The following is a 23,134-nucleotide window of genomic DNA, read 5'->3' as shown; positions in this document are numbered from 1 at the left end:
AGCACCTCAGGCCGGGGCGGTGGCGCGTTCGGCCGCCGCCGCCGGCGAACCGGCCGGTGAGGCCGCCCCGACGCCGCCATGGCCGAGATAGGCCTCGATCACCGCCGGATCGTTCCGCACCGCCTGCGGCAGGCCTTCGGCGATGGTCTTGCCGTCGTCCAGCACCAGGACGCGGTCGGACAGCCGCATCACCATGTCGAGCTTGTGCTCGATCAGCAGGATCGTCTGGCCGCGCGCCTTCAGCCCGGCCAGGATCTCCAGCATCTCGGCCGTCTCGGTCTGATTCATCCCCGCCGTCGGCTCGTCGAGCAGCAGGAGCTTCGGGCGCGCAGCCAAGGCCCGCGCGATCTCGACGCGGCGACGGTTGGCGTAGGACAAGCTGTAGGCCGGCTGGTCGATGCGCGGCAAAAGCCTGTCACCGAAGATCGCCAGGATCTCGCGGACCTCCTCGCGCAGCGCCTCTTCCTCGCGCCTGACCGAGGCGGGCCGGACCAGCGCCAGCGCCAGTTCGGCCACCGGGCCGACGACCGGCCAGTCCGGACGCACGGCCTTCAGCCGCCGGTGGGCTCCGACGAGAACGTTGTCGGCGACGCTGAGATTGGCGAAGACCCGGCCGTGCTGGAAGGTGCGCAGCAGCCCGGCCCGTGCGATGGCTTCGGGCGGCCGGCCGGCAACGTCCGCACCGTCGAACCGGACCGTTCCCTCGTCCGGCTTGTCGAGGCCGCTGATCAGGTTGAACGCGGTCGTCTTGCCCGCGCCGTTCGGCCCGATGACGCTGACGAACTCGCCTTCCGCCACTTTAAGGTCGAGCCCGGCGACGGCGGTGAGGCCGCCGAAGCGGCGCGTCAGCCCGCTTACCTCCAGAAGAGGTTTTGCGGCGGGCAGGCTCGAAACAGGAAAATGAGCGGTCACCGGCATTTCCTCAGACGGTTCCGAGCAGGCCCTGCGGCCGGAAGCGCACCAGCAGCAGCAGCGCGATGCCGTAGAACAGGATGCGGTACTCGGCCGCGACACGGAAGATCTCGGGCAGCCCGATCAGGGCGAGCGAGCCGAGGATCGCGCCACCGACATTGCCCATGCCGCCGAGGATCGCGATGGTCAGTGCCAGAACGGAGATCTGCGTGTTGAAGGTCTCGTGGTTGATGTAGGAATACATATGCGCGGTGAAGGCGCCGCTGATCCCGGCGAAGAAGCCGCCGAAGGCGAAAGCGAGGCCCTTGTAGCGTTCGAGCCCGATGCCGAAGGAGCGCGCCGCGACATCGTCGTCGCGCACGGCCCTGAGCGTTCGGCCGAGATGCGAGCGGAGCAGGCGCAGCTGCAGCAGCGCAAGCCCCGCCATCAGGGCGAAGGCGAACCAGTAGATCGCGTTGGTGTCATAGAGGTCGCGGCCGAAGAGCGAGAGCGGCGGGATGCCGGCAACGCCGATGGGTCCGCGCGTGACGCTCTCCCAGTTCAGGATGACCAGCGCCACGATCTCGCCGATGCCGAGCGTGGCAATCGAGACGTAGTGCCCGCGCAGGCGGAAGGCCGGCGAGACGAGGAGCGTGCCGATGCCGGCGGCAGCGAAACCGCCGATCAGCAGCGTCAGCCAGACCGGCCAGCCGAGATTGGAGGCGAGCAGCGCCGAGGTGTAGCCGCCGATCGCAAGCAAGGCGGCATGGCCGAGCGAGACCTGCCCGCTTGTGCCGGCCACCAGCGTGATGCTCAGGCCCAGCAGCGCATAGAGCCAGGCATTGGTCAGCGTCTGGATGAGATAGCCGTTGTCGACGATCAGCGGCAGCGCGATCGCCAGCGCGGCCAGCGCCGCGATCAGCAGCGGCGGCAGCCTGACCGGCTTGCTCGGCGCGACGAAGGTGCCGGTCATCGGCTCGGGCGGGAGCTGGCGCCGGCTGGCGAAGAGGCCGTTCGGCCGGATGACGAGGATCGCGATCAACAGGACGAAGGCGAAGAGATTGCGATAGCTGGTGCCGAGCAGCGCCACGCCATAGCTCTCCACCAGCCCGAGCAGCAGCGAGCCGACGATCGCGCCCGGCACGTTGCCGACACCGCCCACGACCTCGGCGACGATGCCCTTCAGCGTCGCCTCGAAGCCCATCGTCGGGGTGATGACGTTATAATACATGCCGACCAGCACGCCGCCGACGCCGCCCAGAGCCGAGGCGATGGCAAAGACGATGCTGTTGACCCGGTCGACATCGACGCCCATCGCCCGAGCGGCATCCCGGTCCAGCGCCGTCGCCCGCACGGCCCAGCCCCATTTCGACAGCTTCAGGAAGCCGAACAGGGCCGCTGCGGCGCTGATGCCGATGCCGGCGATCAACAGGTCGAGCACGCCGATCGAGCCGCCGCCGATCGCGATGCGCCAGTTCGGCACCTGCATCGGGACCGCACGCGGATCGGGGCTGAACAGGATCTGGACCGTCTGGTCGAGCACGAAGCTGAGCCCGATCGTCGCCAGCAGCGGCGCGATCCGCGGCGCACCCGCCAGCGGGCGGATGCCGAAGCGCTCGATCACCACGCCGAGCGCGGCGGTGACGATCACCACGATCGCCAGCGTCAACGGAAAGGGCGTCTGCAGCACCGAGACCGCGACCCAGCCGACATAGGCGCCGACGACATAGACCGAGCCATGCGCGAAGTTGATCAGCCGGCTGACGCCGAAGATCAGAGCAAGACCCACGGCCAGCAGCCCGTAGATATTGCCGATGATCAGGCCGTTGATCGTGTGGTCGAACCAGGAGGTCATGGCGATGCTTCAGCGCGGCGGCGAACAGTGAACGGCATCGGCCACGCAGCGCCGCCGCGGCGACGCTGTGCCCCCCGAAGCCGTGCGGTCTCTCAGTTGGTGACTTTCTGGCCGTCCCACAGCGTGAAGCGGCCATTCTTCACCACGAGCTCGGCGCTCTTGGCTCCGGCGACGCGCCGTGTCGCCGGGTCGAAGCTGGCCTTGCCGTAGATCACGCTCGGCACGTCCTTCACCTTGGCCAGCGTGTCGCGGATGGTCTTGCGCTCCAGATCCGGCGCCTCGCGCAGCACCTGTCCGAACAGGATGACGGTGTCATAGGCGTAGGAATTGAACGCGTCCGGCTCCTTGTCGTATTTCGCCTTGAAGGCCTGGACGAAGGTCTGCACCTCGGGCCGCGGATCCTCCGGGAAGAAGCGCGACGAGGTGAACACGCCCTCCGCCGCATCGCCGCCGAGCTCGACGAATTTCGGCGAGTAGATCGAACTCGCCGCCGCCACCGGAACCGTGAGCCCGGTCTGCCTCGCCTGCCGCACGAGCAGCGCGGCATCCGCATAATAGGACACCAGGAACAGGCTGTCGGGCTTTGCGTCTCGGACGCGCACCAGGGTCGAGCGGAAATCCTTCTCCTCCGGCAGATAGCCTTCCGTGGCGACGACCTCGGCGCCCAGCGCCTTGGCGGCGGTGACGAGATGGTCCTTGCTGGTGCGGCCCCAGTCCGTGTTGAGGTGCAGCACCGCGATGCGCTTGAAGCCGAGCCGCTTCACCGCGAAGGCGGCGTTGAGCGGCTGCTCCTCGGCCTGGCTGACTGAATTGCTCCAGATGAAATCGCCCGTCTTGGTGAAGTCGGGATGGGAATTGGTGAAACCGAACTGCAGGAGGCCCGCCCGCTGATAGATCGGCGAGGCCGCCATCGAAGCCGGGCTGGAGAAATCGCCAAGCTCGGCGACGATGCGCTTGTCGGCAATGAACTTCTGCGCGACCGCGACCGTCTGCTTGGGGTCGCTCTGCGTGTCCTCGAAGAGGTAGCGCAGGGGCCGCCCCTTGATGCCACCAGAGCCGTTGATCTGGTCGAGCGCGAGGTCGAAACCCTGCTTCCACTGCGCGCCGTACTGAGCATTGGGACCGGTCAGCGGACCGCTCACGCCAAGATAGATCGGCTCGCCCGCGGCCTCCGCCGCCCCGGCGCTTCCAGCACCAACGGCCACTGCCAAAGCCGAGCCGCCAGCCAGAAAAAGACGACGATTGATCACAACGCGCTCCACAGCATTCAGAAAATCGAACTGCCCGAAAAGCTGCGCCCGATCGGAGCGGCGGTCAAGAAAACGTTCTTTTAAAGGAACAACCTCACGGAGAATAATGATCCAACGCCGGACGAAGCGACGCTATTTGTTAGCTAATTTCTCTCGAATGGCTTCCAAGATCAAATGCCGGCCAACAGAAAAGTTCGTTAAAACGAACCATCATCACCGTGATCGCCGCGACGAACCATTCCGACCGTATCGACCCCGCTGTGAAGCGCGCGGGGCGGCTCGACCGTGATCGCCCATCTCACCGTGCAGCGGTGTTCTCGCTGAGACGGCGCAAACGAAACCGCCTCCGGCAGGAGTGGCCGGAGGCGGGCTTCTCGTCGGCTTACTCGGCAGCCTGCAAGACAGGCGCCTCGATATCGTGCCGGGCGAGCGGGCGGTTGCCCGCCAGCTTCCTCATCAGCACGTAGAAGACCGGCGTCAGGAAGATGCCGAAGGCGGTGACACCGATCATGCCGGCGAAGACCGCGACGCCCATGGCCTGCCGCATCTCGGCACCGGCCCCGGTCGAGATCACCAGCGGCACCACGCCCATGACGAAGGCGAGCGAGGTCATCAGGATCGGACGCAGGCGCAGGCGGCTGGCCTCGATCGCGGCCTCGATTGGTGTCTTACCTTCGAATTCGAGCTCTCGCGCGAATTCGACGATCAGGATGGCGTTCTTGGCGGATAGTCCGACGAGAACCACGAGGCCGATCTGGGTGAAGACGTTGTTGTCTCCGCCCGAGAGCCAGACGCCGGTCAGAGCCGCGAGCAGGCCCATCGGGATGATCAGCAGGATCGCGATCGGCAGAGTCATGCTCTCGTACTGGGCCGCCAGCACCAGGAAGACGAGCAGGATCGCCACCGGGAAGACGATCACCGCCGAATTGCCGGCCAGGATCTCCTGATAGGTCAGCTCGGTCCATTCGAAGGCGAAACCCTTGGGCAGGGTTTCGTCGGCGATGCGCTGGACCGCGGCCTGCGCCTGTCCTGAGGAGAAGCCCGGCGCCGCGCCGGCATTGATGTCGGCCGAGAGGAAGCCGTTATAGCGCATCGCGCGCTCCGGCCCGGAATCGGCGCGCACATTCAGCACGGCGCTGAGCGGGATCATATCGCCGTTGTTCGAGCGCACCTTGAGCTGGCCAACATGCTCCGGCAGGGCGCGGAAGGGCGCATCGGCCTGGACGCGCACGGTGTAGGTGCGGCCGAAGCGGTTGAAGTCGTTGACATAGGTCGAGCCGAGATAGGTCTGCAGCGTGTCGAACACCTCCGTCACGGGCACGCCGAGCTGACGGGCCTTGGTGCGGTCGATATCGGCATAGAGCTGCGGAACGTTGACCTGGAAGCTCGAGAACATGCCGGCGATCTCCGGTGCCTGCGCGGCTTTGCCCATGAAGGCCTTGGTCGCCTCGTCCAGCGCGGCATAGCCCAGGCCGGCGCGATCCTCGATCTGCAGCTTGAAGCCGCCGATCGTGCCGAGGCCCTGCACGGGCGGCGGCGGGAACATCGCGATGAAGGCTTCCTTGATGCCTGAAAATTCCTTGTTGAGCTGCATCGCGATGGCGTTGCCGCTCAGGGACGGGTCCTTGCGGTCATGGAAGGGCTTCAGGCCGACGAAGACGATGCCGGAGTTGGACGAGTTGGTGAAGCCGTTGATCGAGAGGCCCGGGAAGGAGATCGCGTTCTCGACGCCCGGATGCTTCAGCGCGATCTCGTCCATGCGGCGGATGACATCCTCCGTCCGGTCGAGGGTCGCGGCATCCGGCAACTGGGCGAAGCCGACGAGATACTGCTTGTCCTGGCCCGGCACGAAGCCGGACGGCACCGCCTTGAACAGCACGCCCGTCGCGCCGAGCATGACGACATAGACCGCGAGCATCACCGCGCGATGCGAGATCACCCGGCGCACGCCGCCGCCATAGGCCTCCGACGAGCGGTTGAAGAAGCGGTTGAAGGCGCGGAAGAACCAGCCGAACAGCTTGTCCATGACCCGCGTCAGCGCGTCCTTCGGGGCATGGTGGCCCTTGAGCAGGAGCGCGGCCAGCGCCGGCGACAGGGTGAGCGAGTTGATCGCCGAGATCACCGTCGAGATCGCGATGGTCAGCGCGAACTGGCGGTAGAATTGCCCGGTCAAGCCCGAGATGAAGGCGAGCGGCACGAAGACCGCGACCAGCACCAGCGCGATCGCGATGATCGGGCCGGAGACTTCGCGCATCGCCTTGTAGGTGGCTTCGCGCGGCGAAAGGCCGTTCTCGATATTGCGCTCGACATTCTCGACCACGACGATCGCGTCGTCGACGACGATGCCGATGGCGAGCACCAGCCCGAACAGGCTGAGCGCATTGATCGAGAAGCCGAGCAGATACATCACCGCGAAGGTGCCGACGACCGAGATCGGCACCGCGACGAGCGGGATGATCGAGGCGCGCCAGGTCTGCAGGAAGACGATGACGACGAGCACGACGAGCGCGACCGCCTCCAGCAGTGTCGAGATCACCGCCTTGATCGAGGCGCGGACGAACTGGGTGGTGTCGTAGACGATCGAGTAGTCCACGCCCTCGGGCATGTTCTGCTTGATCTCGCGCATCGTCTCCTGGACGCGGTCGGCGATCGCGATGGCGTTCGAGCCCGGCGCCTGGAAGACCGGCACGGCGACGGCCGACTTGCCGTTGAGCAGCGAGCGCAGGGCATAGTCGGCAGCGCCGAGCTCGATGCGGGAGATGTCCTTCAGCCGGACGACCGCGCCGTCGGCGGCGGTCTTGACGATGATCTCGCCGAACTGCTCCTCGGTCTGGAGGCGGCCTTGGGCGTTCACCGAAAGCTGGAGGTCGAGGCCCGGCGCATTGGGCGAGGCGCCGATGACGCCGGCCGCGGCCTGGACGTTCTGGGCACGGATCTCGCGCACGATGTCGCCGGGCGAAAGCCCGTGCTCGGCGACCTTCTGCGGATCGAGCCAGACGCGCATCGAATAGTCGCCCGAGCCGAAGAGCTGGACCTGTCCGACGCCGTCGATGCGGGCGAGCCGGTCCTTGACGTTCAGCACCGCGTAATTGCGCAGATAGGTCATGTCGTAGCGGCCGTTCGGCGAGGTGATGTGCACCACCATCGTCAGGTCGGGCGAGCTCTTGACCGTGGTGACGCCGAGCCGACGCACCTCCTCGGGCAGGCGCGGCTCGGCCTGGCTGACGCGGTTCTGGACGAGCTGCTGGGCCTTGTCCGGGTCGGTGCCCAAGCGGAAGGTGACGTTCAGCGTCATCACGCCGTCCGTCGTCGCCTGGCTCGACATGTAGAGCATGCCTTCGACGCCGTTGATCTGCTCCTCGATCGGCGTCGCCACCGTTTCGGCGATCACGCGCGGGCTGGCACCCGGATATTGCGCCCGCACGACGACCGTCGGCGGGACTACCTCGGGATATTCCGAGATCGGCAGGGCCCTGATCGAGAGCAACCCTGCCAGGAAGATCAGAACGGAGAGGACCGCCGCGAAGATCGGCCGGTCGATGAAGAATTTCGAGAGGTTCATGGATAGCGCCCCCTTTCGAGCGGCTTATGCTTGCGGCTGCGGGCCCGTCTCGCGGCACCCGCAGCCGATCGTTGATGTCAGCGTTGTGCGAGTTCGGTCGCGGGCTTCCTGAGCTCGGTCTTCTCGGCCATCGAGACGAGCTCGGGGGCGACCGTCGCGCCGGGGCGGACGCGCTGGAGCCCGTTGACGACGATGCGCTCGCCCGGCTTCAGGCCGGCCGTGACGACACGCAGGCCGTCATGGGCGGCGCCGAGCGAGACCTCGCGCCAGCTGGCCTTGGCGTCGTCACCGACCACGAAGACGAACTTCTTGTTCTGGTCGGTGCCGACGGCGCGCTCGTTGATGACGAGCTGCTGCTCGGCCTTGGCCTGGCCAAGCTGGACCCGGACGAACTGGCCGGGCATCAGCTTGCCGTCGGGGTTGTCGAGCCTGGCGCGCACCCTGACCGTGCCGCTGGCGCCGTCGATGCCGTTATCGACGAAGTGCAGCTTGCCGCTGAACTGCGCGGGCTGCGCCGTCGCGGTGGAGAGCCTGACCGGGATCTGCTCCAGCGCGCGCGAACCATCCGGCAGCGAGGCCAATGCATCGAGCACGCTGCGCTCGTCGGCATTGAAGGCGGCATAGATCGGATCGACAGAGAGCAGCGAGGTCAGGACCTGGCCGCCGGCCGCAATCAGGTTGCCGACGGTGACGTCGAGCCGGCCGATACGGCCGCTGATCGGAGCACGGATCTGGGTGTAATCGAGATTGAGCTGCGCCGTGCGGCGGGCGGCCTCGGCGACCTGGAGGTTCGCCTGAGCCTCCCGCAGATTGTTGATGCGGGTATCGATGTCGCGCTGGGAGAGGTTGCGGGTCGCCAGCAATTGCTGGCCGCGCTCGTTCTCGCTTTCGGCGAGCGCCACCCTGGCCTTCGCGCCCTGCACCTGCGCCTCGGCCCGCTGCAGATCGGCCAGATAGGGCGCCTGGTCGATGCTGACGAGCAGGTCGCCCTGCTTGACGAGATTGCCCTCGCGGAAATGCACGGCCTCGACAACGCCGGCGACGCGCGAGCGCAGTTCGACGCGCTCGATCGCCTCGAGCCGGCCGGAGAATTCGGCCCAGGGCACGATCTCGCGGGCTTCGACGGTCGCGACGGAGACGGGGATCGCGGGCGGCGCTGCGGGCGCGGTATCGCCTTGCGCGCGGGTGCCGGAGAGGGTGAAGACCGCAACGGCGGTCAGGGCGACGGAGGCGGTGAGGCCGGCCAAAAGGCCACGACGGTTCGTTCCCGGAATCATGGGTTCGGTCCTTCCTTGAAAATGCTGTGGGGGTTCGAAAGAGGAGAGCGCTAGGAGGGCGCGGTCCGTTCATAGAAGGCGGCGATCTCGCCGCAGCTCTTGCAGAGGCAGGAACCTTCCTCGGCCGCATCCGCATAGGCCTGCGGCCAGCGGGTCGGCGCGTTGAACTCGACATGGCGGACGGCGATGCCGGCCTGGCCGAGACGATCGGCGTATTGCGCGGCTTCGTCACGCATCGGGTCGTCCTGGCCGCTGATCAACAGAGCCGGCGGCAGGCCGGCGAGGCGCGTCGCTTGGAGCGGGGCGGCATAGGGATGGGCGGCGCGCTCGGGCGTGCCGAGATAATCGGCCCAGCCATCGGCCCAGCGGCAGCCGACCGGGCCCGCCTGCGCGCCGCGCAGCGAAGCGGTTCCCAGGCAGGCGTCGAGCATCGGCGAGAACAGGATCTGGCCGGCGAGCGCCGGGCCGCCGCGATCGCGCGCCATCATGGCCAGCGCCGCGGCAAGATTGCCGCCGGCTTCCTCGCCGGCGATGTAGAGCGGTGCGCCGCGCGTCGCCCAGCGATTGCGCCCCCTGGCGAGAGCCTCGAGCGCTGCATAGATGCGCTCCAGCGTTTCGGGGAAGCGCTGGACCGGCGCGAGCGGATAGGAGAGCGAGAACACGACCGCGCCGGCTTCCGTCAGCGCCGTGGCGACGGCTTGCCCCTCGGCCGGCGAGCCGCTGTTGAAGTGGCCGCCATGCAGATGGAGCACGAGCCCGGCATTCTCCGGCACCTCGGCAGGCACGTAGAGCCGGCCGGTGAAGCTCTCTCCACGGGCGCTCAGGGTTTCCTCCCGCCAGAAGACGGAAAGGACCGGTTGCAGTTTCTGCGCGGCGATCGCGGGCATGGCGCACCCTCGCTGTTGCGTTGCAGCACGAAATAGTGAATCGGCATTTCCGAATAAATACGCTATTTGCTTATTCATTGTTCACGTACGGAAATAATCCGAGGGCGTATGGACCAGCTTGCCGCGATGCGGGCCTTCGTGCGGGTCGTCGAGACCGGGACCTTCACGCGTGCCGCCGATCTTCTGGACATGCCGAAGCCGACCGTCACCAAGCTGATCCAGCAGTTGGAGGGGCATCTGCGCGCCAAGCTGCTCAACCGGACGACGCGGCGCGTGACCGTGACCATGGATGGCGCGGCCTATTACGAACGGGCGCTGCGGCTGCTCGACGAACTCTCGGAGCTCGACGCGAGTCTGACGCTGGCGCAGGCGCGACCGAGCGGGCGATTGCGAGTCGATTGCAGCTCGTCGCTGGCAGTCTCGGTCATCATCCCCGCGCTGCATGAGTTTCATGCGCGCTATCCCGACATCCAGCTCGATCTCGGCCTGAGCGACCGGCCGGCCGACCTGATCGGCGAGAACCTGGACTGCGCCGTGCGGGCCGGCGAGATCGTCGACCAGAGCCTGATCGCGCGGCGGATCGGCGAGATGCAACTGATCACCTGCGCCACGCCGGACTATCTGGCGCGGTTCGGCACGCCGGTCCATCCGCGCGATATCGAGGATGGCCACCAGATCGTCGCCTATCGGCCGGCGCTCGGCGGCCGGGTGCTGCCGCTGATCTACCAGAACCAGAACGAGACGATCGAGCTCAGCGGGCGCTACACGATCGCGCTCAATGACGGCATGGGCTATCTCGCCGCCGGGCTCGCCAGCCACGGCATCATGCAGTTGCCGACCTTCATGGCCCGCGTGCCGATCGCCGATGGGCGGCTCGTGCCGCTGCTGCTGGACTGGTGCGCAGCGCCGAAGCCGCTGCACATCGTCTATCCGCCGAACCGCCATCTCAGCAACAAGGTGCGCGTCTTCGTCGATTGGCTGGCGGAGCTGTTCGCGCGCGAGGAACTGGTCCTGTCGCGCAACGCCGACTCCCTGCCCGGCTGCCTGCCGGAGATTCTTCCAGCAATACCTACGCCGATGCCGCCGAAGGCCCGTCAGCTCTCTTCGAACAGCAGCGCGTAGCTTTCCTCGCCGCCAGCGACCTTGCGGATACAGTCGCGGAGCGGACCGGCGCCAATCTGACGGCCGATCTCACGGCCAGTCTGCGCGGCCGTCGACACGCCTACGCCATCGCGATCCCAACAATCCTTTGCAGATCCTCGGTCTCCCCGCTGGCGTTCCTCCTTGCAGGACACAGTTTCGCGCCCGGTGAGACTACCGAGACGCCGGATGGAACGGCAGAAATGCGCCGTGAGCCCGGCGCTACAGGGCTTCGCACGCACTCACACCACCGATGATCTCAGTAGAAGGATTGGAAATGACCTTCCGCAACGGCCTGAACTCGCTCCTTCGTCCCGAAGACTCGGTTCTCGTTCTGATCGACCATCAACCCTATCAGCTTGCCAACCTGAACAGCCACGACCCTCATATGGTCGTGAACAATACAACGGCTCTTGCGAAGCTCGCGAAAGCCTTCGATGTTCCGACCATTCTCACCAGCGTGATCGCGGCGCGCGGTGGCCTTCTCTTCAAACAGATCACCGACGTATTTCCGGGTCAGGACGTCATCGATCGCACCTGGGTGAACACCTGGGAGGACGAGAATGTCGTGAGCGTCGTCAAGGCGACCGGCCGCAAGCAGCTGATCATCGCCGGCCTGTGGACCGAAGTCTGCGTCGCAATGCCTGTCATCCAGGCCGCCGGCGAAGGCTGGGACGTGACCGTGATCACCGACGCGTCGGGCGGCATTTCGAAGGAATCTCACGAAGTGGCCATTCAGCGAATGATCGCGGCCGGCGCGAACCCGATGACGGTGATGGCGCTCGCCGGCGAATGGCAGCGCGACTGGGCACGCACGGAGCATGTCGAAGAGCTGACACAGATTCTGATCGATCACTTCGGCGGCAGCGGCATCGCCTATCTGTGGGAGCAGCAGCTGCTCAACACGCCGGCGCCGAAGGCCGCCGGCTGATCGAAGCGGGATGACGAGATCCCGCGCGATGCATTCCGCTTCAGTTGAATGCTTGTCGGGATCCGTCATCCCATCTCAACGCTCGGCCGGACGTGGGCACGCCGAGCATCGATCGCGTCGCTCCAGCGGGAGCGGCTGGCGACTGCCGGTGACGTCGATCCGGGGCTTCGTCGTCGCGATGATCGTCGGTGCGACACAGGTCGAGGCACAGGTCGGGACCGATATCGGCCGCGCCCCGACCTTGACGATCGAGCGTTACCCCGAAAGCTGGTCTTATCTGGCAGACCCCGCCCGGCGGACGGGGCGGTGGACGGAGCCGTTCAAATACATCCCCCTGAGCACGGATGGATCGGCCTATCTCACGACAGGCCTCGAAATCCGATCGCGCTACGAAGGCTATGCCAATCCCCGTTGGGGTGAAGCGCCGCACGACGGCTATGTCTGGCATCGCTTCATGCCCTATGCCGATTTCCATGTCGGGAAGCTGCGCCTGTTCGCCCAGCCCATCATCTCCGGGATTTCGGGCGTGCGCCGCGCCAAGCGACCCGTCGATACGACCGGTGCGGATATGCTGCAGGCCTTCGTCGAGGTGGAGGCGGATGTCGCGGAGGCGACCTCGCTGCGGATGTCGGCAGGTCGCAAGCTGATCTCGCTGGGCGCGGGGCGCTTCGTCGACACGCGCTACGGTCCCAATATCCCTCAGGCCTTCGACGGCTTCGACATGTCTCTGACGGCCCCGACCCGGCAGGTCACGGCCCTCGCCGTTCGTCCGGTCGACAACCGGCTCGACAGTTTCGACGATCGGACGTCGACCCAGAAATCCCTCTGGGGCGTCTATGCGACGCAATGGCTGGGAGATGGTCGAGCGAAAGGCTTCGACGTCTACTACCTGGGGCTGCGAGACCGGAACGCGGTCTACGATCAGGGAACCGGGAAAGAGCTGGTCCACACCTTCGGCACCCGCATATTCGGAGACACCGGCTCCTCATACTGGAACCTCGAGGCCGCCGTTCAGAACGGAACGTTCGCAGGCCACCGCAGGGCGGCATGGGGCATCGGCGGCGAGATCGGCTATCGCTTTGCCCAGGCTCCGCTGCAGCCCGACCTCAGGCTCGCCGCCGACGTGATTTCGGGCGACGACGATCCGGACGATCCGAAACTGGGAACGCTCAATCCCCTCTTTCCAAGGGGCAAGTACTTCGTGTCCCAGTCGCCGATCGGGCCGCGCAACCTGATCCAGCTTCGGCCTTCCATCACGATCCATCCGCGCAAGGACGTCGAGCTGTCGCTGTCGGGGTCGGCCTATTGGCGACAGAGCACCGGGGACGGCATCTACGCGATCTCGGGGGCGCTCGTACGAAGCGGCAGGGGCAGCGATGCGCGCTTCATCGGAACGCAGGCCGAGATCGCCGTCGCCTGGCAGGCCACGCCGGAGCTCAATCTGGCAGCCTCGGTCGGCGTCTTCGATCCGGGAACGTTCATTCGGGAGACCGGCCCGGCTCAGCTCATCAAGCTCGTCGGCGTCATGGCGAACTATCGATTCTGACCATGCCGTCCTTCGCTTCTCTCGAACCCATCTCCCCAAGCCGCGCCGGTGGATGAGCCCGAGGATCGACGCCCGGCTGGTCCAAAGGGTCGCGGGTCCGATGCCCGCCGAGCCTTAGCGCCCCGGCTCAGCGAGGCGAGAGTTCCGCCCGGAGATTTCGATCGGCGGTTCGGTTGACATTGCCGCCTCTTCTGCCGGGCGATGTTTCACCGATCGCGACCCCAGATTTCCGGATTCTGCGCGAAGTACTCGAGCAGCATCTCGGTCAGCACCCTGACTTTTCGCGATGGGTGCTGACCCGGCGGGCGGACCACATAGGCGGCCCCCGGAGGGACCGGATAGCGTGTCATGATCGGCACCAGCGCACCGGAGGCCACATGTCCATATGTGATGCAATCGGGGAGCCAGGCGATGCCGAGACCCGCCACCGCGGCTGCCGCGAGCGCTGTGGCGCTGTCGGCCTTGAACCGGCCCTGCGGCTGAATCGTGACGATCTTGTCGCCATCCATGAACTGCCAGGTTTCCGTTCCTTGCATCAGGGCCGGATGGGTCACGAGTTCGTCCAGAGATTCGGGCGACCCGTGCACCGCGATATAATTCGGGCTCGCGACGAGCTTCCCATGGATCGGTCCGACGCGCTTCGCGATCAGATTGGAGTCCTGAAGGTAGCCGCCCCGGATCGCGCAATCGAAACCTTCGGCGATCAGATCGACGAAGCGATCGCTGTAGGATGTATGGAGGTGGAGCTGCGGGTGCTGGCGTGCCATTTCCGCGAGCACGGGAGCGAAATGGGTCGGGCCGAAAGTCAGCGGCATGGCAACCCGGAGGCGGCCCCGCAGTTCACCGGTGGGGTGGATCGCTTCCCTGGCCGTATTGATCTCGGCGCTGGCTCTGGCCGCATGATCCCTGAACGTCGCTCCCGCTTCCGTAAGCGCGGCGCCCCGCGTCGTCCTCGCAAGAAGCTGAACGCCGATTTCTGCCTCGATGCGGAGGAGCCGACGGCTAACGATCGATTTTGCGATGCCGAGCCGTCGCGCGGCCGCCGATACCCCGCCGGCATCGGCCACTGCGACGAATGTCTGCAGATCTTCGATATCCAATTCAACGTTCCCCATTTCGCGACACAGTGTGCCTGATTATGGCACTACCTCGTCACTGAAAGGAACGGCAGATTACCTCGGACAGCGGCGGGCTCGATCTGCCTGCGATGACAGACCGTTCATGTGCGGCGACGGCGTAAGCGCCGCCTTTTTGATGAACTCGCGGAGAACCTTCGATGCCTCCCAACTCCGCTCCGCGCGTGCCGCTCAGCCGCCGCGAAGCCGTGATCTCGGCTTCGGCGCTCGCCGCGAGCTTCACCTTTTCGCCAGGCGCTGCGCATGCCGCGGGGCCGATCACCCACGATGTTCACGCAGGAAAACACCCCATGGGCTTTGTCACGACCGACGACGGCGTTCAGATTTTCTACAAGGACTGGGGTCCCAAGGACGCCCAGCCGATCGTTTTCCATCACGGCTGGCCGCTCAGCTCCGATGACTGGGACGCGCAGATGCTGTTCTTCCTGTCGAAGGGATATCGCGTCGTGGCGCATGACCGGCGCGGCCACGGACGCTCGGAGCAGGTCCCCGGCGGTCACGACATCGATCACTACGCGGCAGACGCGTTCGCGGTCGCCGAGGCGCTGAACTTGAAGAACGCGGTTCACATCGGCCATTCCACCGGTGGTGGCGAAGTGGCACGGTACGTGGCGCGGCATGGTGGACCGGCAGGTCGGGTGGCCAAGGCCGTTCTCGTCGCCGCCATTCCACCGCTCATGCTGAAAACCGGCGACAACCCCGAAGGCACGCCGATGTCGGTTTTCGATGGCTTTCGGGCGGCACTGGCCAGCAACCGCGCGCAATTCTTCCGCGACGTCCCGTCAGGCCCGTTCTACGGCTTCAACCGCAAGGGCGCGACGGTCCATGAAGGCGTGATCCAGAACTGGTGGCGGCAGGGCATGATGGGGAGCGCCAAGGCGCATTATGACGGCATCAAGGCCTTCTCGGAAACCGACCAGACCGAGGACCTCAAGGCGATCACCGTACCGACGCTGGTGCTGCACGGCGAAGACGACCAGGTCGTTCCGATCGCAGCCTCGGCTTTGAAGGCGGTCAAGCTGCTGCCGAAAGGCTCGTTGAAGACCTATCCCGGTTTCTCGCACGGGATGCTGACGGTGAACGCCGACGTGCTGAACGCCGACCTTCTGAAGTTCGTCGCGGGCTGACCTGGCTGCGGGGCGCGGCTCTACAGGAGGATGACCAAATGAGCAGGCTTAACGGCAAGACGGCGGTCGTAACGGGCGGCGCGACCGGGATCGGCTTCGCATCGGCCAAGCGGTTCATCGAGGAAGGCGCCTTCGTGTTCCTTTTCGGCCGCACCCAGTCGGCACTTGATAAAGCAGTGGCGAAACTCGGACCGAATGCGCGGGCCGTCGCCGGCTCGATCAACGAGACCGCGGATCTCGACCGACTATTCGCAGCCGTCAGAAAGGAGCGCGGCAAGGTCGATATCCTGCTCGCAAACGCCGCCATCTCGGAACCGACGCCGCTTGGGCAGATCGCCAGCGACCAGTTCGATCGAGTCTTCGGCGCGAACGTGAAAGGCTTGCTGCTCACCGTCCAGGGCGCCTTGCCGCTTATGGGTGAAGGCGGATCCATCATTCTGACCGGGTCGAGCGCGTCGGTGAAGGCGTTTCCGAATTTCAGCCTGTATGCCGCAACAAAGGCCGCGGTCCGCAGCTTCGCGCGCAGTTGGACACCGGAACTCGCCGACAGGGGAATCCGCGTGAACGTGCTCTCGCCCGGCGGCACACGGACTGAAAAGGCGCTGGAGCTCATGGGCGACGAAGGTGTCGCGGCGCTTGCGAAGGCGACGCCTGTCGGGCGCATCGCTGATCCGGATGAGATCGGCGCGGTCGCGGCATTCCTCGCTTCGAGCGACAGCAGCTTCATCGCCGGGAGCGAGGTCTTCGCCGATGGTGGCATCGCCCAGGTGTAGGCGTCTCTGGCTGCCCGGGACTTCGAGACTTGTGCGGCCGCCTTGCCGATAGGTCTAACCGTTCCTCAGGCGACGCTCGCGCAGCGGAAGAACCATGAAAGCAGCCATCTATGAACATCCTGGCCCGCCGGATGTCCTTCGTTCTGTGGATGTCCCCGATCCGGTCTGCCCAAGCGATGGTGTCCTGATCCGCGTCGAGGCGGCCGCCATCGAGGGCGGCGACCTGATCAATCGCGCGTCCACGCCACCGCCCCATCCTGCCTTCGTCCTCGGCTATGCGGCCGCCGGCGAAATCATCGCGGTCGGAGAGAAGGTAAGGGATCGCCATGTGGGCCAGAAGGTGACGAGCTTCGATCTCGCCGGGTCGCACGCGGAGCTGCGCGCCGTCGCCGCCAGCCGGACCTGGCCTGTGCCGGAGGGACTCGACATGGCGGCCGCCGCTGCGCTGCCGATCGCGTTCGGAACCGCCCATCATTGTCTCTTCGCTCGGGGCGGCTTGAAACGCGGCGAGACTGTCCTCATCCAGGCAGGCGCCGGAGGCGTCGGGCTCGCCGCCATCCAGCTCGCGCACCACGCGGGCGCGACTGTGCTGGCAACGGTCTCCGGGGACAGGCGGGCCGGCCGCCTCGTCGCGCTTGGCCTCGATCATGCGATCGATCATCGCTCGGCCGACGTCGTCGATACCGTCATGCGTCTGACGGAAGGGCGCGGCGTGGACCTCGTGGTGGACCCGGTCGGAACCACCCTGCAAGCTTCACTCGCCGCGCTGCGCCCCGAGGGGCGTCTGGTCTTCGTCGGCAACGCCGGCGGGTCTCAGCTCACCATTGATCTTTGGCCAGCGCTGCAGGCGAACCGGTCGCTCTTCGGCGTGTTCATGGGGACGCAGTTCGAAAAGCCGGATGTCTACAGCACTGTTTCCCGGATGCTGGAGCAGGCGGCGCTCGGGCATCTCAAGGTGATCGTGGACAGGACGTTTCCGCTCGCGGCCGCGGCCGAGGCTCACGCCTATGCTCAGAGTGGATCCATTCTGGGGCGCGTCGTCCTCGTCCCGAACTGGCAATGAGTCTCATAGGTCGGATGATGATCGTGCCGACCAAACCAGCGAACTGGCCTGCCCCGATTGAGTGGTCCGGCTTCGATCTCATGCATGCTCGGCTTTGCTGCCATGTTTGACGACGGCACGATAGCTGCCGGCGCCGGTGGCTTGTCGCCGAGCGAGGAGTGCGGGCGCCTGATGTTGTAGTGCTGGCGCCAACTCTCGATGACGGTCTTCGCTTCGGCGAGGCTGTAGAAGATCTCGCCGTCCAGAAGCTCGTCGCGGAGCTTCGCGTTGAAGCTCTCACAATAGCCGATCTCCCACGGCGAGCCCGGCTCGATGAAGGCCAACTTCGCTCCGACGACCGCGATCCAGTCCGCACCGCTTTGGCGACAAACTCCGGGCCGTTGTCTGAATGCACATGTCCTGGCACGTCGCGCAGGATGAAGTGGTCCGAGAGGACGTTGATGACATCGGTCGACCTGAGCCTGCGATCGATCCGCCATCGACCCGCGCGCCGGAATCGGCGCACCGCACTGCAGCAACCTCGCAGAACGTCTGAACTGCCGAGCTCCCTCCCCTTTTCAGAAGGTTCTGCTGCCTGGCCGGTGCATTTCGGCGCATCCCGATACCGGCGCTTTTGCAAACTCGGAGGCGAGATCGGGCAGTCTCGGCTGGAATGCGGCGCTTCCCTTCACGGGCATTCGGGACGCGCCGGTCGTCAACATCCTTCGTGACTGTCTGCCCGCGATCATTCCGGCTCCTTTCTCGGAACGAGAAGGAGCCGGAATGATCGCATTGGCTCGAAGACGATGGATGATAGGACAAGCCATGCCAATTGAAGTCCAGCGCGTCCAGGACAGTGCCGGGTTCCCAACCAAGGTGGACGTCGTCGTCGTTGGCGCCGGCATCGTCGGATCGTCCACGGCTTACGAGTTGGCGCGCAAAGGCCAGTCCGTCGCCCTTTTCGAGAAAGGCATGGTGGCGGGGGAGCAGTCGGGCCGCAATTGGGGCTGGGTCCGCCAACAAAATCGCGATCTCCATGAACTGCCCCTGGCCGGTTACAGCCTGAAGCGCTGGGGTGAGCTCAACGCCGAGATCGGCACCGATCTCGGCTTCCGTCGCGCCGGCTGCTTCTATCCCACGCGGGACCCGGCCGAACTGGCGCGTTGGGAGACGTGGAGCCAGAAGGCCCGGGAATACGGCTTCACCAACGAGACGCTATCCGCGAGCCAGACGCGCGAACGCATGAAGGGCAGCACCAGCCCATGGGTCGGGGCGATCTGGTCTCCGACTGACGGCAAGGCCGAGCCCAGCCTGGCGGCTCCCGCCATCGCCACAGGCGCCAAGGCGCTGGGCGCCCATCTGCACCAGAACTGCGCCGTGCGCGGTCTCGACATCGCAAACGGGCAAGTCAAGGGCGTGTGGACGGAGCGCGGACTCGTTCAGGCCGACGCCGTCGTCCTGGCCGGCGGAGCCTGGAGCTCGCGCTTCCTGCGTCGTCACGGCGTCGACCTTCCCGTGGCCAATATCGAGGGAACGGCCCTGCGCACGACCGCAGCGCCCGAGATCGTCGAAGCCGGCTGCATATCGGGGGCGGGATACGCCCTCAGGCGACGTCTCGACGGCGGCTATACCGTCGCCGTGCCCGGCCACGGGATCGTGAATCTCGCGCCGCAAGGCATCCGCTACGCCACGAAATTCCGCGAGATGATGCGGGCCAAGATCGCCAAAAAGCTCAAATACCGAGTCAGCAGCCGTTTCTGGAACGGCCCCGACGCATGGGGCGGCTGGGACTTCGACAAGATGTCACCGTTCGAGCGGATCCGGGTCATGGACCCCACCCCCGATCGGAGCCTTGTCGACGAAGCCATCCGCAATCTCGTCGCCGACTTCCCGGCCCTGAAAGGCATCGGCGTCGCTGCGGCCTGGGCGGGCCTGATCGATACATCGCCCGATCTCGTGCCGGTGATCGATACGACGGACGTGATCCGGGGGCTCACGATCGCCACCGGGTTCAGCGGTCACGGTTTTGCCCTCGGCCCGGGAGCGGGCCGTCTGGCGAGCGAGCTTGCGATGAACGAAAAGCCGTTCGTCGACCTCCATGCGTTCCGGATCACGCGCTTCTCCGACGGCTCCGCGATCAGGCGTCCCGAAATGATGTAGATTGATCCGGAGCAGAACGAGGCAAGCGACGGGCGCGGCGTTGTGCCGGCCATCGGGGGAGGTTATCCCGGCCAGCAGACGCAGCGCCGTCTCATCGACGGTTCCAACCAACGGCTTATCCAAGAAAGCCGAAAGAAGAATGTTACGCGGTCTGGCCTAGGGAGGGGCTGCGAGATGCAACAATCGGTAAGATTGAAATCCTTCGAGCTCTTCGCCCGGGACATCGACGGGATAGACGTGAACCTGCTGCACGCCTTGTCGACCAGTGTCGGCTGGCCGCACCGGCCCAAGGACTGGGAGATGCTGCGCCGCGCCGGCAAGGGCATCGTCGCGGTGGACGGCATCGGTCGCGTCTTCGGCAGCGCGATGTGGTTTCCGCATGGCGACGACTTCGCCACGATCGGCCTCGTGATCACATCGCCGCGCACGCAGGCGCAGGGGAACGGGCGCTGGCTCATGGAGCGGGTTTTCGCCGAATGCGGCGGCCGGCATCTCAGCCTCAACGCCACGCGCGCCGCCTATGCCCTCTATCGTTCGCTCGCCTTCGTCGACGAAGGAATCGTCCACCTCCACCAGGGCAGAGTCTCCGCGGCGCTCCCTGCGCTGCCTCGCTTGAACGGGCATCTCGAGGAGCTCGCACCGGGACGATTGGCGGAGATCGCGGCTCTCGACCTCGCGGCGTTCGGAGTGGACCGACGACCTCTGCTCGAACTCCTCGCCGAACAGGCCTCGATCCGCGTGCTGCGGCGCGACGGGGTCGCCGTCGGCTACTCCATGTGCCGCGCGTTCGGCCAGGGACATGTCATCGGCCCGCTTGTCGCGTCGAACGATGATGACGCGATCCATCTTGCAGCGGTTCATCTCGAGACGTTCGGAGGCCGATTCATGCGCGTGGACACGCGCTCCACAGGCGCGTTCGCCGCGTTTCTCCGGCGCAACGGACTTTCCGTCACCGATACCGTCACGACCATGTCAAAGGGGCGCCGCTTCCTGAACGAGAAGCCGGGTGAGCCGTTGGTCTTCGGCTTGGCCGGCCACGCCCTTGGGTAAGCTCGAGCCGTTGCGCCGCCCGCCGGCCTGGCTCGGCGGACACAACACGCTCCCGCGTCGCGCCGGAAAGGCTTCGGCCGGATCGGCCGGCAGACGCACACATAGATCTCGCGAACCGCTTCGCGCGCACGCCGGATGCCGCGGAAGGTCCGGGCCTCCCCCGCTCCTCTCCTCGACATCGACGTGACCCGGCGGGACCAGACCCGTGCCCCCTTGGCCGCCTCCATCGGAGCCGGGCCAAAAGGGTTGAGGGGACGTTCGGCATTCGTGCCGCAAAGCCGGAAGCTTCAGATGAAGATGCCGGAAAGGCTCCACTTTGCAGCGGGAACTGCGGCGCGCCGCGGACCATCTTCTGCCAGGTGGGAGCGCGGCATCGAAGGGAATGGCTCGCCTGGGAAAGCGAGCGCGCCGGCGATCCCCAACTGGCCGGAAACGTCTTCGAGAAGCTTGCACCCATCATGCCATCGACCATCCCCCAGGGGCTGCGGAACAGAGCCGACGACGCGATCCTGACGGCTTTCTCGTCGGAACATCTCGCAGGAGCGCTCAAGCTGTCGCAGGAAATGTCCTGGCCCTACCGGCTCGAAGACTGGGCCTTTGCCATGACGCTGGGCCAGGGCTTCGCCATGGTGCGCGGCGGCGAGGTGATCGGAACGGCCGCCTGGTTTCCCGATGGCGAGGCCTTCGCGACAATCGGCATGATCATCGTCTCCGGTAAGGCTCAGGGACACGGCTTCGGCGCCCGACTGATGGACGCGCTCCTGGCTGCGGCGGGAACGCGGACCCTTCTTCTGAATTCCACGACGCAGGGGCGGCCGCTCTACGAGCGGCGCAGCTTCCGGCCCGTCGGCATCATCCACCAGCACCAGGGCGTCCCGAAAGGTCGCCACAAGGCGCCGCCGGTCGATCTTGTCCGCCCGTTGCAGCCATCCGACTTCGACGCCGTCGCCCGCCTCGATCGCCAGGCGACCGGTTCCGAGAGGCGGACACTTCTGCGGCTGCTCGTCGAGGCCGGCGAGGCGCAGGTCCTTCTCCGCGACGGCGAGGTGGCCGGCTATGTGATCAGCCGCCGCTTCGGCCGCGGACACGTCGTCGGCCCCGTGGTCGCGCAGACGCCCCCCGAGGCGCGCCTTCTGATCGAAGCGGCGCTGGCCCGTCTCGAAGGGTGTTTCGTTCGCATCGATACCGCCGCAACCGACGAGCTGTCGCCCTGGCTCGAAGAGATCGGCCTCTCGCTGGTCAGCGATGCGCTCACCATGGTCCGCGGCACCCTGCCGCCGACCGGGCCGGCGCGTGTCTTCGCCTTGTCCAATCAGTCGTTCAATTAGGAGCATCGGAATGCCGCCATCCGACGCCACCACGCTCGACACTCTGGAAACACCAGCGCTCGTTCTCGACGCATCCCGACTCGACCGCAATCTCGCCCGCCTCGCGGCGCGCATGGCCGAACAGGGCGTCGCGCTGCGTCCGCACATGAAGACGGCCAAGTCCATCGACGTCGCAAGCCGGGCGTTTCCGAACGGACCCGGCCCGATCACCGTCTCCACCCTGGCTGAAGCGGAGTATTTCGCGGGCCACGGCTATCGCGACATGACCTATGCCGTCGGCGTCTCGCCCCATACGGCCGCACGAGCCATGCGCCTGCGCAAGGCCGGCATCGATATCAAGGTCCTGCTCGACACGCGGGAGCAGGCGGCGATCCTGGGCGAGGCCGGCCGCGCGGCGTGCGTGACGCCGGCTGCCCTGATCGAGATCGACTGCGACGGCCATCGTGGCGGGCTTCTGGTCACCGACCCCAACCTCCTCGGCGTCGCCGCGGCTCTGGATGCGGCGGGCGTCACGCTCGCGGGCGTCCTGACCCATGCCGGCGAATCCTATGCGCTGCATACGCCCGAAGCGCTCCAGGCAGCGGCCGAGAACGAGCGGGCCGTCGCCGTCGAGGCCGCGCAGCGGCTGCGGGCCGCCGGGCACGAATGCCCTGTCGTCAGCGTCGGCTCGACGCCCACTGCCCATTTTGCCAAGGCGCTCGACGGCGTCACGGAAATGCGAGCCGGCGTCTACATGTTCTTCGATCTCGTGATGCATGGCGTCGGGGTCTGCACGACCGACGATCTCGCGCTTTCCGTCCTCGCCACCGTGATCGGGAAGCGGCCGGAAAAGGGCTGGATCATGGTCGATGCCGGCTGGATGGCCCTGTCGCGCGACCGCGGCACGGCGGCCCAGCGCGTCGACCAGGGCTATGGGATCGTCTGCGATCTCGACGGCAGACCCTACCCCGATCTGATCGTGGCCCATGCCAGCCAGGAACATGGCACGCTGGTGATCCGCTCCGGCTCCTCGCAGGCGCTGCCTGACCTGCCCGTCGGCGCCAAGGTCCGGATCATGCCCAACCATGCCTGCGCCACCGGTGCGCAGCACGAGCGCTATCACGTCGTCTTCGGACCCGCGAGAGCGATCGCTGCCGAGTGGCCGCGGATGCGCGGCTGGTAGGCACTGCAGCCCGCCAA

At 66.3% G+C, this 23,134-nt stretch carries 17 protein-coding genes and 1 pseudogene; 10 read left to right on the top strand and 8 right to left on the bottom strand.

All coding sequences use genetic code 11. From position 1 onward, the window contains the following. Positions 1-6 precede the first annotated feature (6 nt). The 6 genes from AB6806_RS02605 to AB6806_RS02580 all read right to left on the bottom strand — a co-directional run bounded on the left by AB6806_RS02605 (position 7) and on the right by AB6806_RS02580 (position 9,722). Positions 7-912 carry an ABC transporter ATP-binding protein gene (locus AB6806_RS02605; protein WP_370954048.1) on the bottom strand — a complete coding sequence of 302 codons (906 nt, stop codon included), beginning with the start codon at positions 910-912 and terminating at the stop codon, positions 7-9. 10 nt (positions 913-922) lie between these two features. Next, the gene (locus AB6806_RS02600; RefSeq protein ID WP_038362045.1) at positions 923-2,746 is read right to left on the bottom strand and encodes an ABC transporter permease; all 1,824 of its coding nucleotides are present in this window, start codon (positions 2,744-2,746) and stop codon (positions 923-925) included. Positions 2,747-2,838: 92 nt separating this feature from the next. Next, complete coding sequence (locus AB6806_RS02595; RefSeq protein ID WP_113253294.1) at positions 2,839-3,996, bottom strand: ABC transporter substrate-binding protein; 1,158 nt, start codon at positions 3,994-3,996, stop codon at positions 2,839-2,841. Positions 3,997-4,378: 382 nt separating this feature from the next. Further along, positions 4,379-7,558 carry an efflux RND transporter permease subunit gene (locus AB6806_RS02590; RefSeq protein ID WP_142020492.1) on the bottom strand — a complete coding sequence of 1,060 codons (3,180 nt, stop codon included), beginning with the start codon at positions 7,556-7,558 and terminating at the stop codon, positions 4,379-4,381. 77 nt (positions 7,559-7,635) lie between these two features. Then, positions 7,636-8,835, bottom strand: coding sequence for an efflux RND transporter periplasmic adaptor subunit (locus tag AB6806_RS02585; protein WP_370954047.1), 1,200 nt, complete (start codon positions 8,833-8,835; stop codon positions 7,636-7,638). 50 nt (positions 8,836-8,885) lie between these two features. Further along, positions 8,886-9,722 carry an alpha/beta hydrolase fold domain-containing protein gene (locus AB6806_RS02580; RefSeq protein ID WP_112764159.1) on the bottom strand — a complete coding sequence of 279 codons (837 nt, stop codon included), beginning with the start codon at positions 9,720-9,722 and terminating at the stop codon, positions 8,886-8,888. 108 nt (positions 9,723-9,830) lie between these two features. Here AB6806_RS02580 and AB6806_RS02575 point away from each other — a divergent pair, with 108 nt between their 5' ends. The 3 genes from AB6806_RS02575 to AB6806_RS02565 all read left to right on the top strand — a co-directional run bounded on the left by AB6806_RS02575 (position 9,831) and on the right by AB6806_RS02565 (position 13,339). Beyond that, the gene (locus AB6806_RS02575; protein ID WP_081925315.1) at positions 9,831-10,844 is read left to right on the top strand and encodes a LysR family transcriptional regulator; all 1,014 of its coding nucleotides are present in this window, start codon (positions 9,831-9,833) and stop codon (positions 10,842-10,844) included. Between the two features lie 295 nt (positions 10,845-11,139). Next, positions 11,140-11,793, top strand: coding sequence for a hydrolase (locus AB6806_RS02570; RefSeq protein ID WP_038362037.1), 654 nt, complete (start codon positions 11,140-11,142; stop codon positions 11,791-11,793). Positions 11,794-11,941: 148 nt separating this feature from the next. Further along, positions 11,942-13,339: an alginate export family protein gene (locus tag AB6806_RS02565; RefSeq protein ID WP_210245558.1), complete on the top strand. Its 1,398-nt coding sequence runs from the start codon at positions 11,942-11,944 to the stop codon at positions 13,337-13,339. Positions 13,340-13,545: 206 nt separating this feature from the next. Here AB6806_RS02565 and AB6806_RS02560 read toward each other — a convergent pair whose 3' ends face one another. Then, positions 13,546-14,439 (bottom strand): LysR family transcriptional regulator, encoded by an 894-nt coding sequence (locus AB6806_RS02560; RefSeq protein WP_142020490.1) that lies wholly within the window; start codon positions 14,437-14,439, stop codon positions 13,546-13,548. Between the two features lie 326 nt (positions 14,440-14,765). Here AB6806_RS02560 and AB6806_RS02555 point away from each other — a divergent pair, with 326 nt between their 5' ends. The 3 genes from AB6806_RS02555 (at position 14,766) to AB6806_RS02545 (ending at position 17,438) form a co-directional block, all read left to right on the top strand. After that, positions 14,766-15,602, top strand: a complete 837-nt coding sequence (locus AB6806_RS02555; RefSeq protein ID WP_185747810.1) for an alpha/beta fold hydrolase — start codon at positions 14,766-14,768, stop codon at positions 15,600-15,602. A gap of 38 nt (positions 15,603-15,640) precedes the next feature. After that, positions 15,641-16,375 (top strand): SDR family NAD(P)-dependent oxidoreductase, encoded by a 735-nt coding sequence (locus AB6806_RS02550; protein ID WP_142020488.1) that lies wholly within the window; start codon positions 15,641-15,643, stop codon positions 16,373-16,375. A gap of 94 nt (positions 16,376-16,469) precedes the next feature. Beyond that, positions 16,470-17,438, top strand: a complete 969-nt coding sequence (locus tag AB6806_RS02545; RefSeq protein WP_370954046.1) for a quinone oxidoreductase family protein — start codon at positions 16,470-16,472, stop codon at positions 17,436-17,438. A gap of 80 nt (positions 17,439-17,518) precedes the next feature. On the opposite strand, the pseudogene AB6806_RS02540 reads toward AB6806_RS02545, so the two are convergent. Beyond that, positions 17,519-17,913: pseudogene (locus AB6806_RS02540) on the bottom strand (integrase core domain-containing protein); the annotation flags it as partial. A gap of 329 nt (positions 17,914-18,242) precedes the next feature. Between AB6806_RS02540 and AB6806_RS02535 the strand changes: the two are divergent. The 4 genes from AB6806_RS02535 (at position 18,243) to AB6806_RS02520 (ending at position 23,117) form a co-directional block, all read left to right on the top strand. Then, positions 18,243-19,577, top strand: a complete 1,335-nt coding sequence (locus tag AB6806_RS02535) for an NAD(P)/FAD-dependent oxidoreductase (RefSeq protein ID WP_370954303.1) — start codon at positions 18,243-18,245, stop codon at positions 19,575-19,577. 174 nt (positions 19,578-19,751) lie between these two features. Continuing rightward, positions 19,752-20,627 carry a GNAT family N-acetyltransferase gene (locus tag AB6806_RS02530; RefSeq protein ID WP_370954302.1) on the top strand — a complete coding sequence of 292 codons (876 nt, stop codon included), beginning with the start codon at positions 19,752-19,754 and terminating at the stop codon, positions 20,625-20,627. Between the two features lie 458 nt (positions 20,628-21,085). Next, entirely contained in the window at positions 21,086-21,955 is an 870-nt protein-coding gene (locus AB6806_RS02525; protein WP_370954045.1) for a GNAT family N-acetyltransferase, read from the top strand. A gap of 10 nt (positions 21,956-21,965) precedes the next feature. Further along, positions 21,966-23,117: an alanine racemase gene (locus tag AB6806_RS02520; RefSeq protein ID WP_370954044.1), complete on the top strand. Its 1,152-nt coding sequence runs from the start codon at positions 21,966-21,968 to the stop codon at positions 23,115-23,117. The last annotated feature ends 17 nt before the right edge of the window (positions 23,118-23,134 follow it).

Source organism: Allobosea sp. RCC_152_1 (assembly GCF_041360765.1).
Taxonomy (GTDB): Bacteria; Pseudomonadota; Alphaproteobacteria; order Rhizobiales; family Beijerinckiaceae; genus Allobosea; species Allobosea spartocytisi.
The sequence above is the reverse complement of the archived record's forward strand: the minus strand, read 5'-3'. Positions and strand labels throughout refer to the sequence as shown.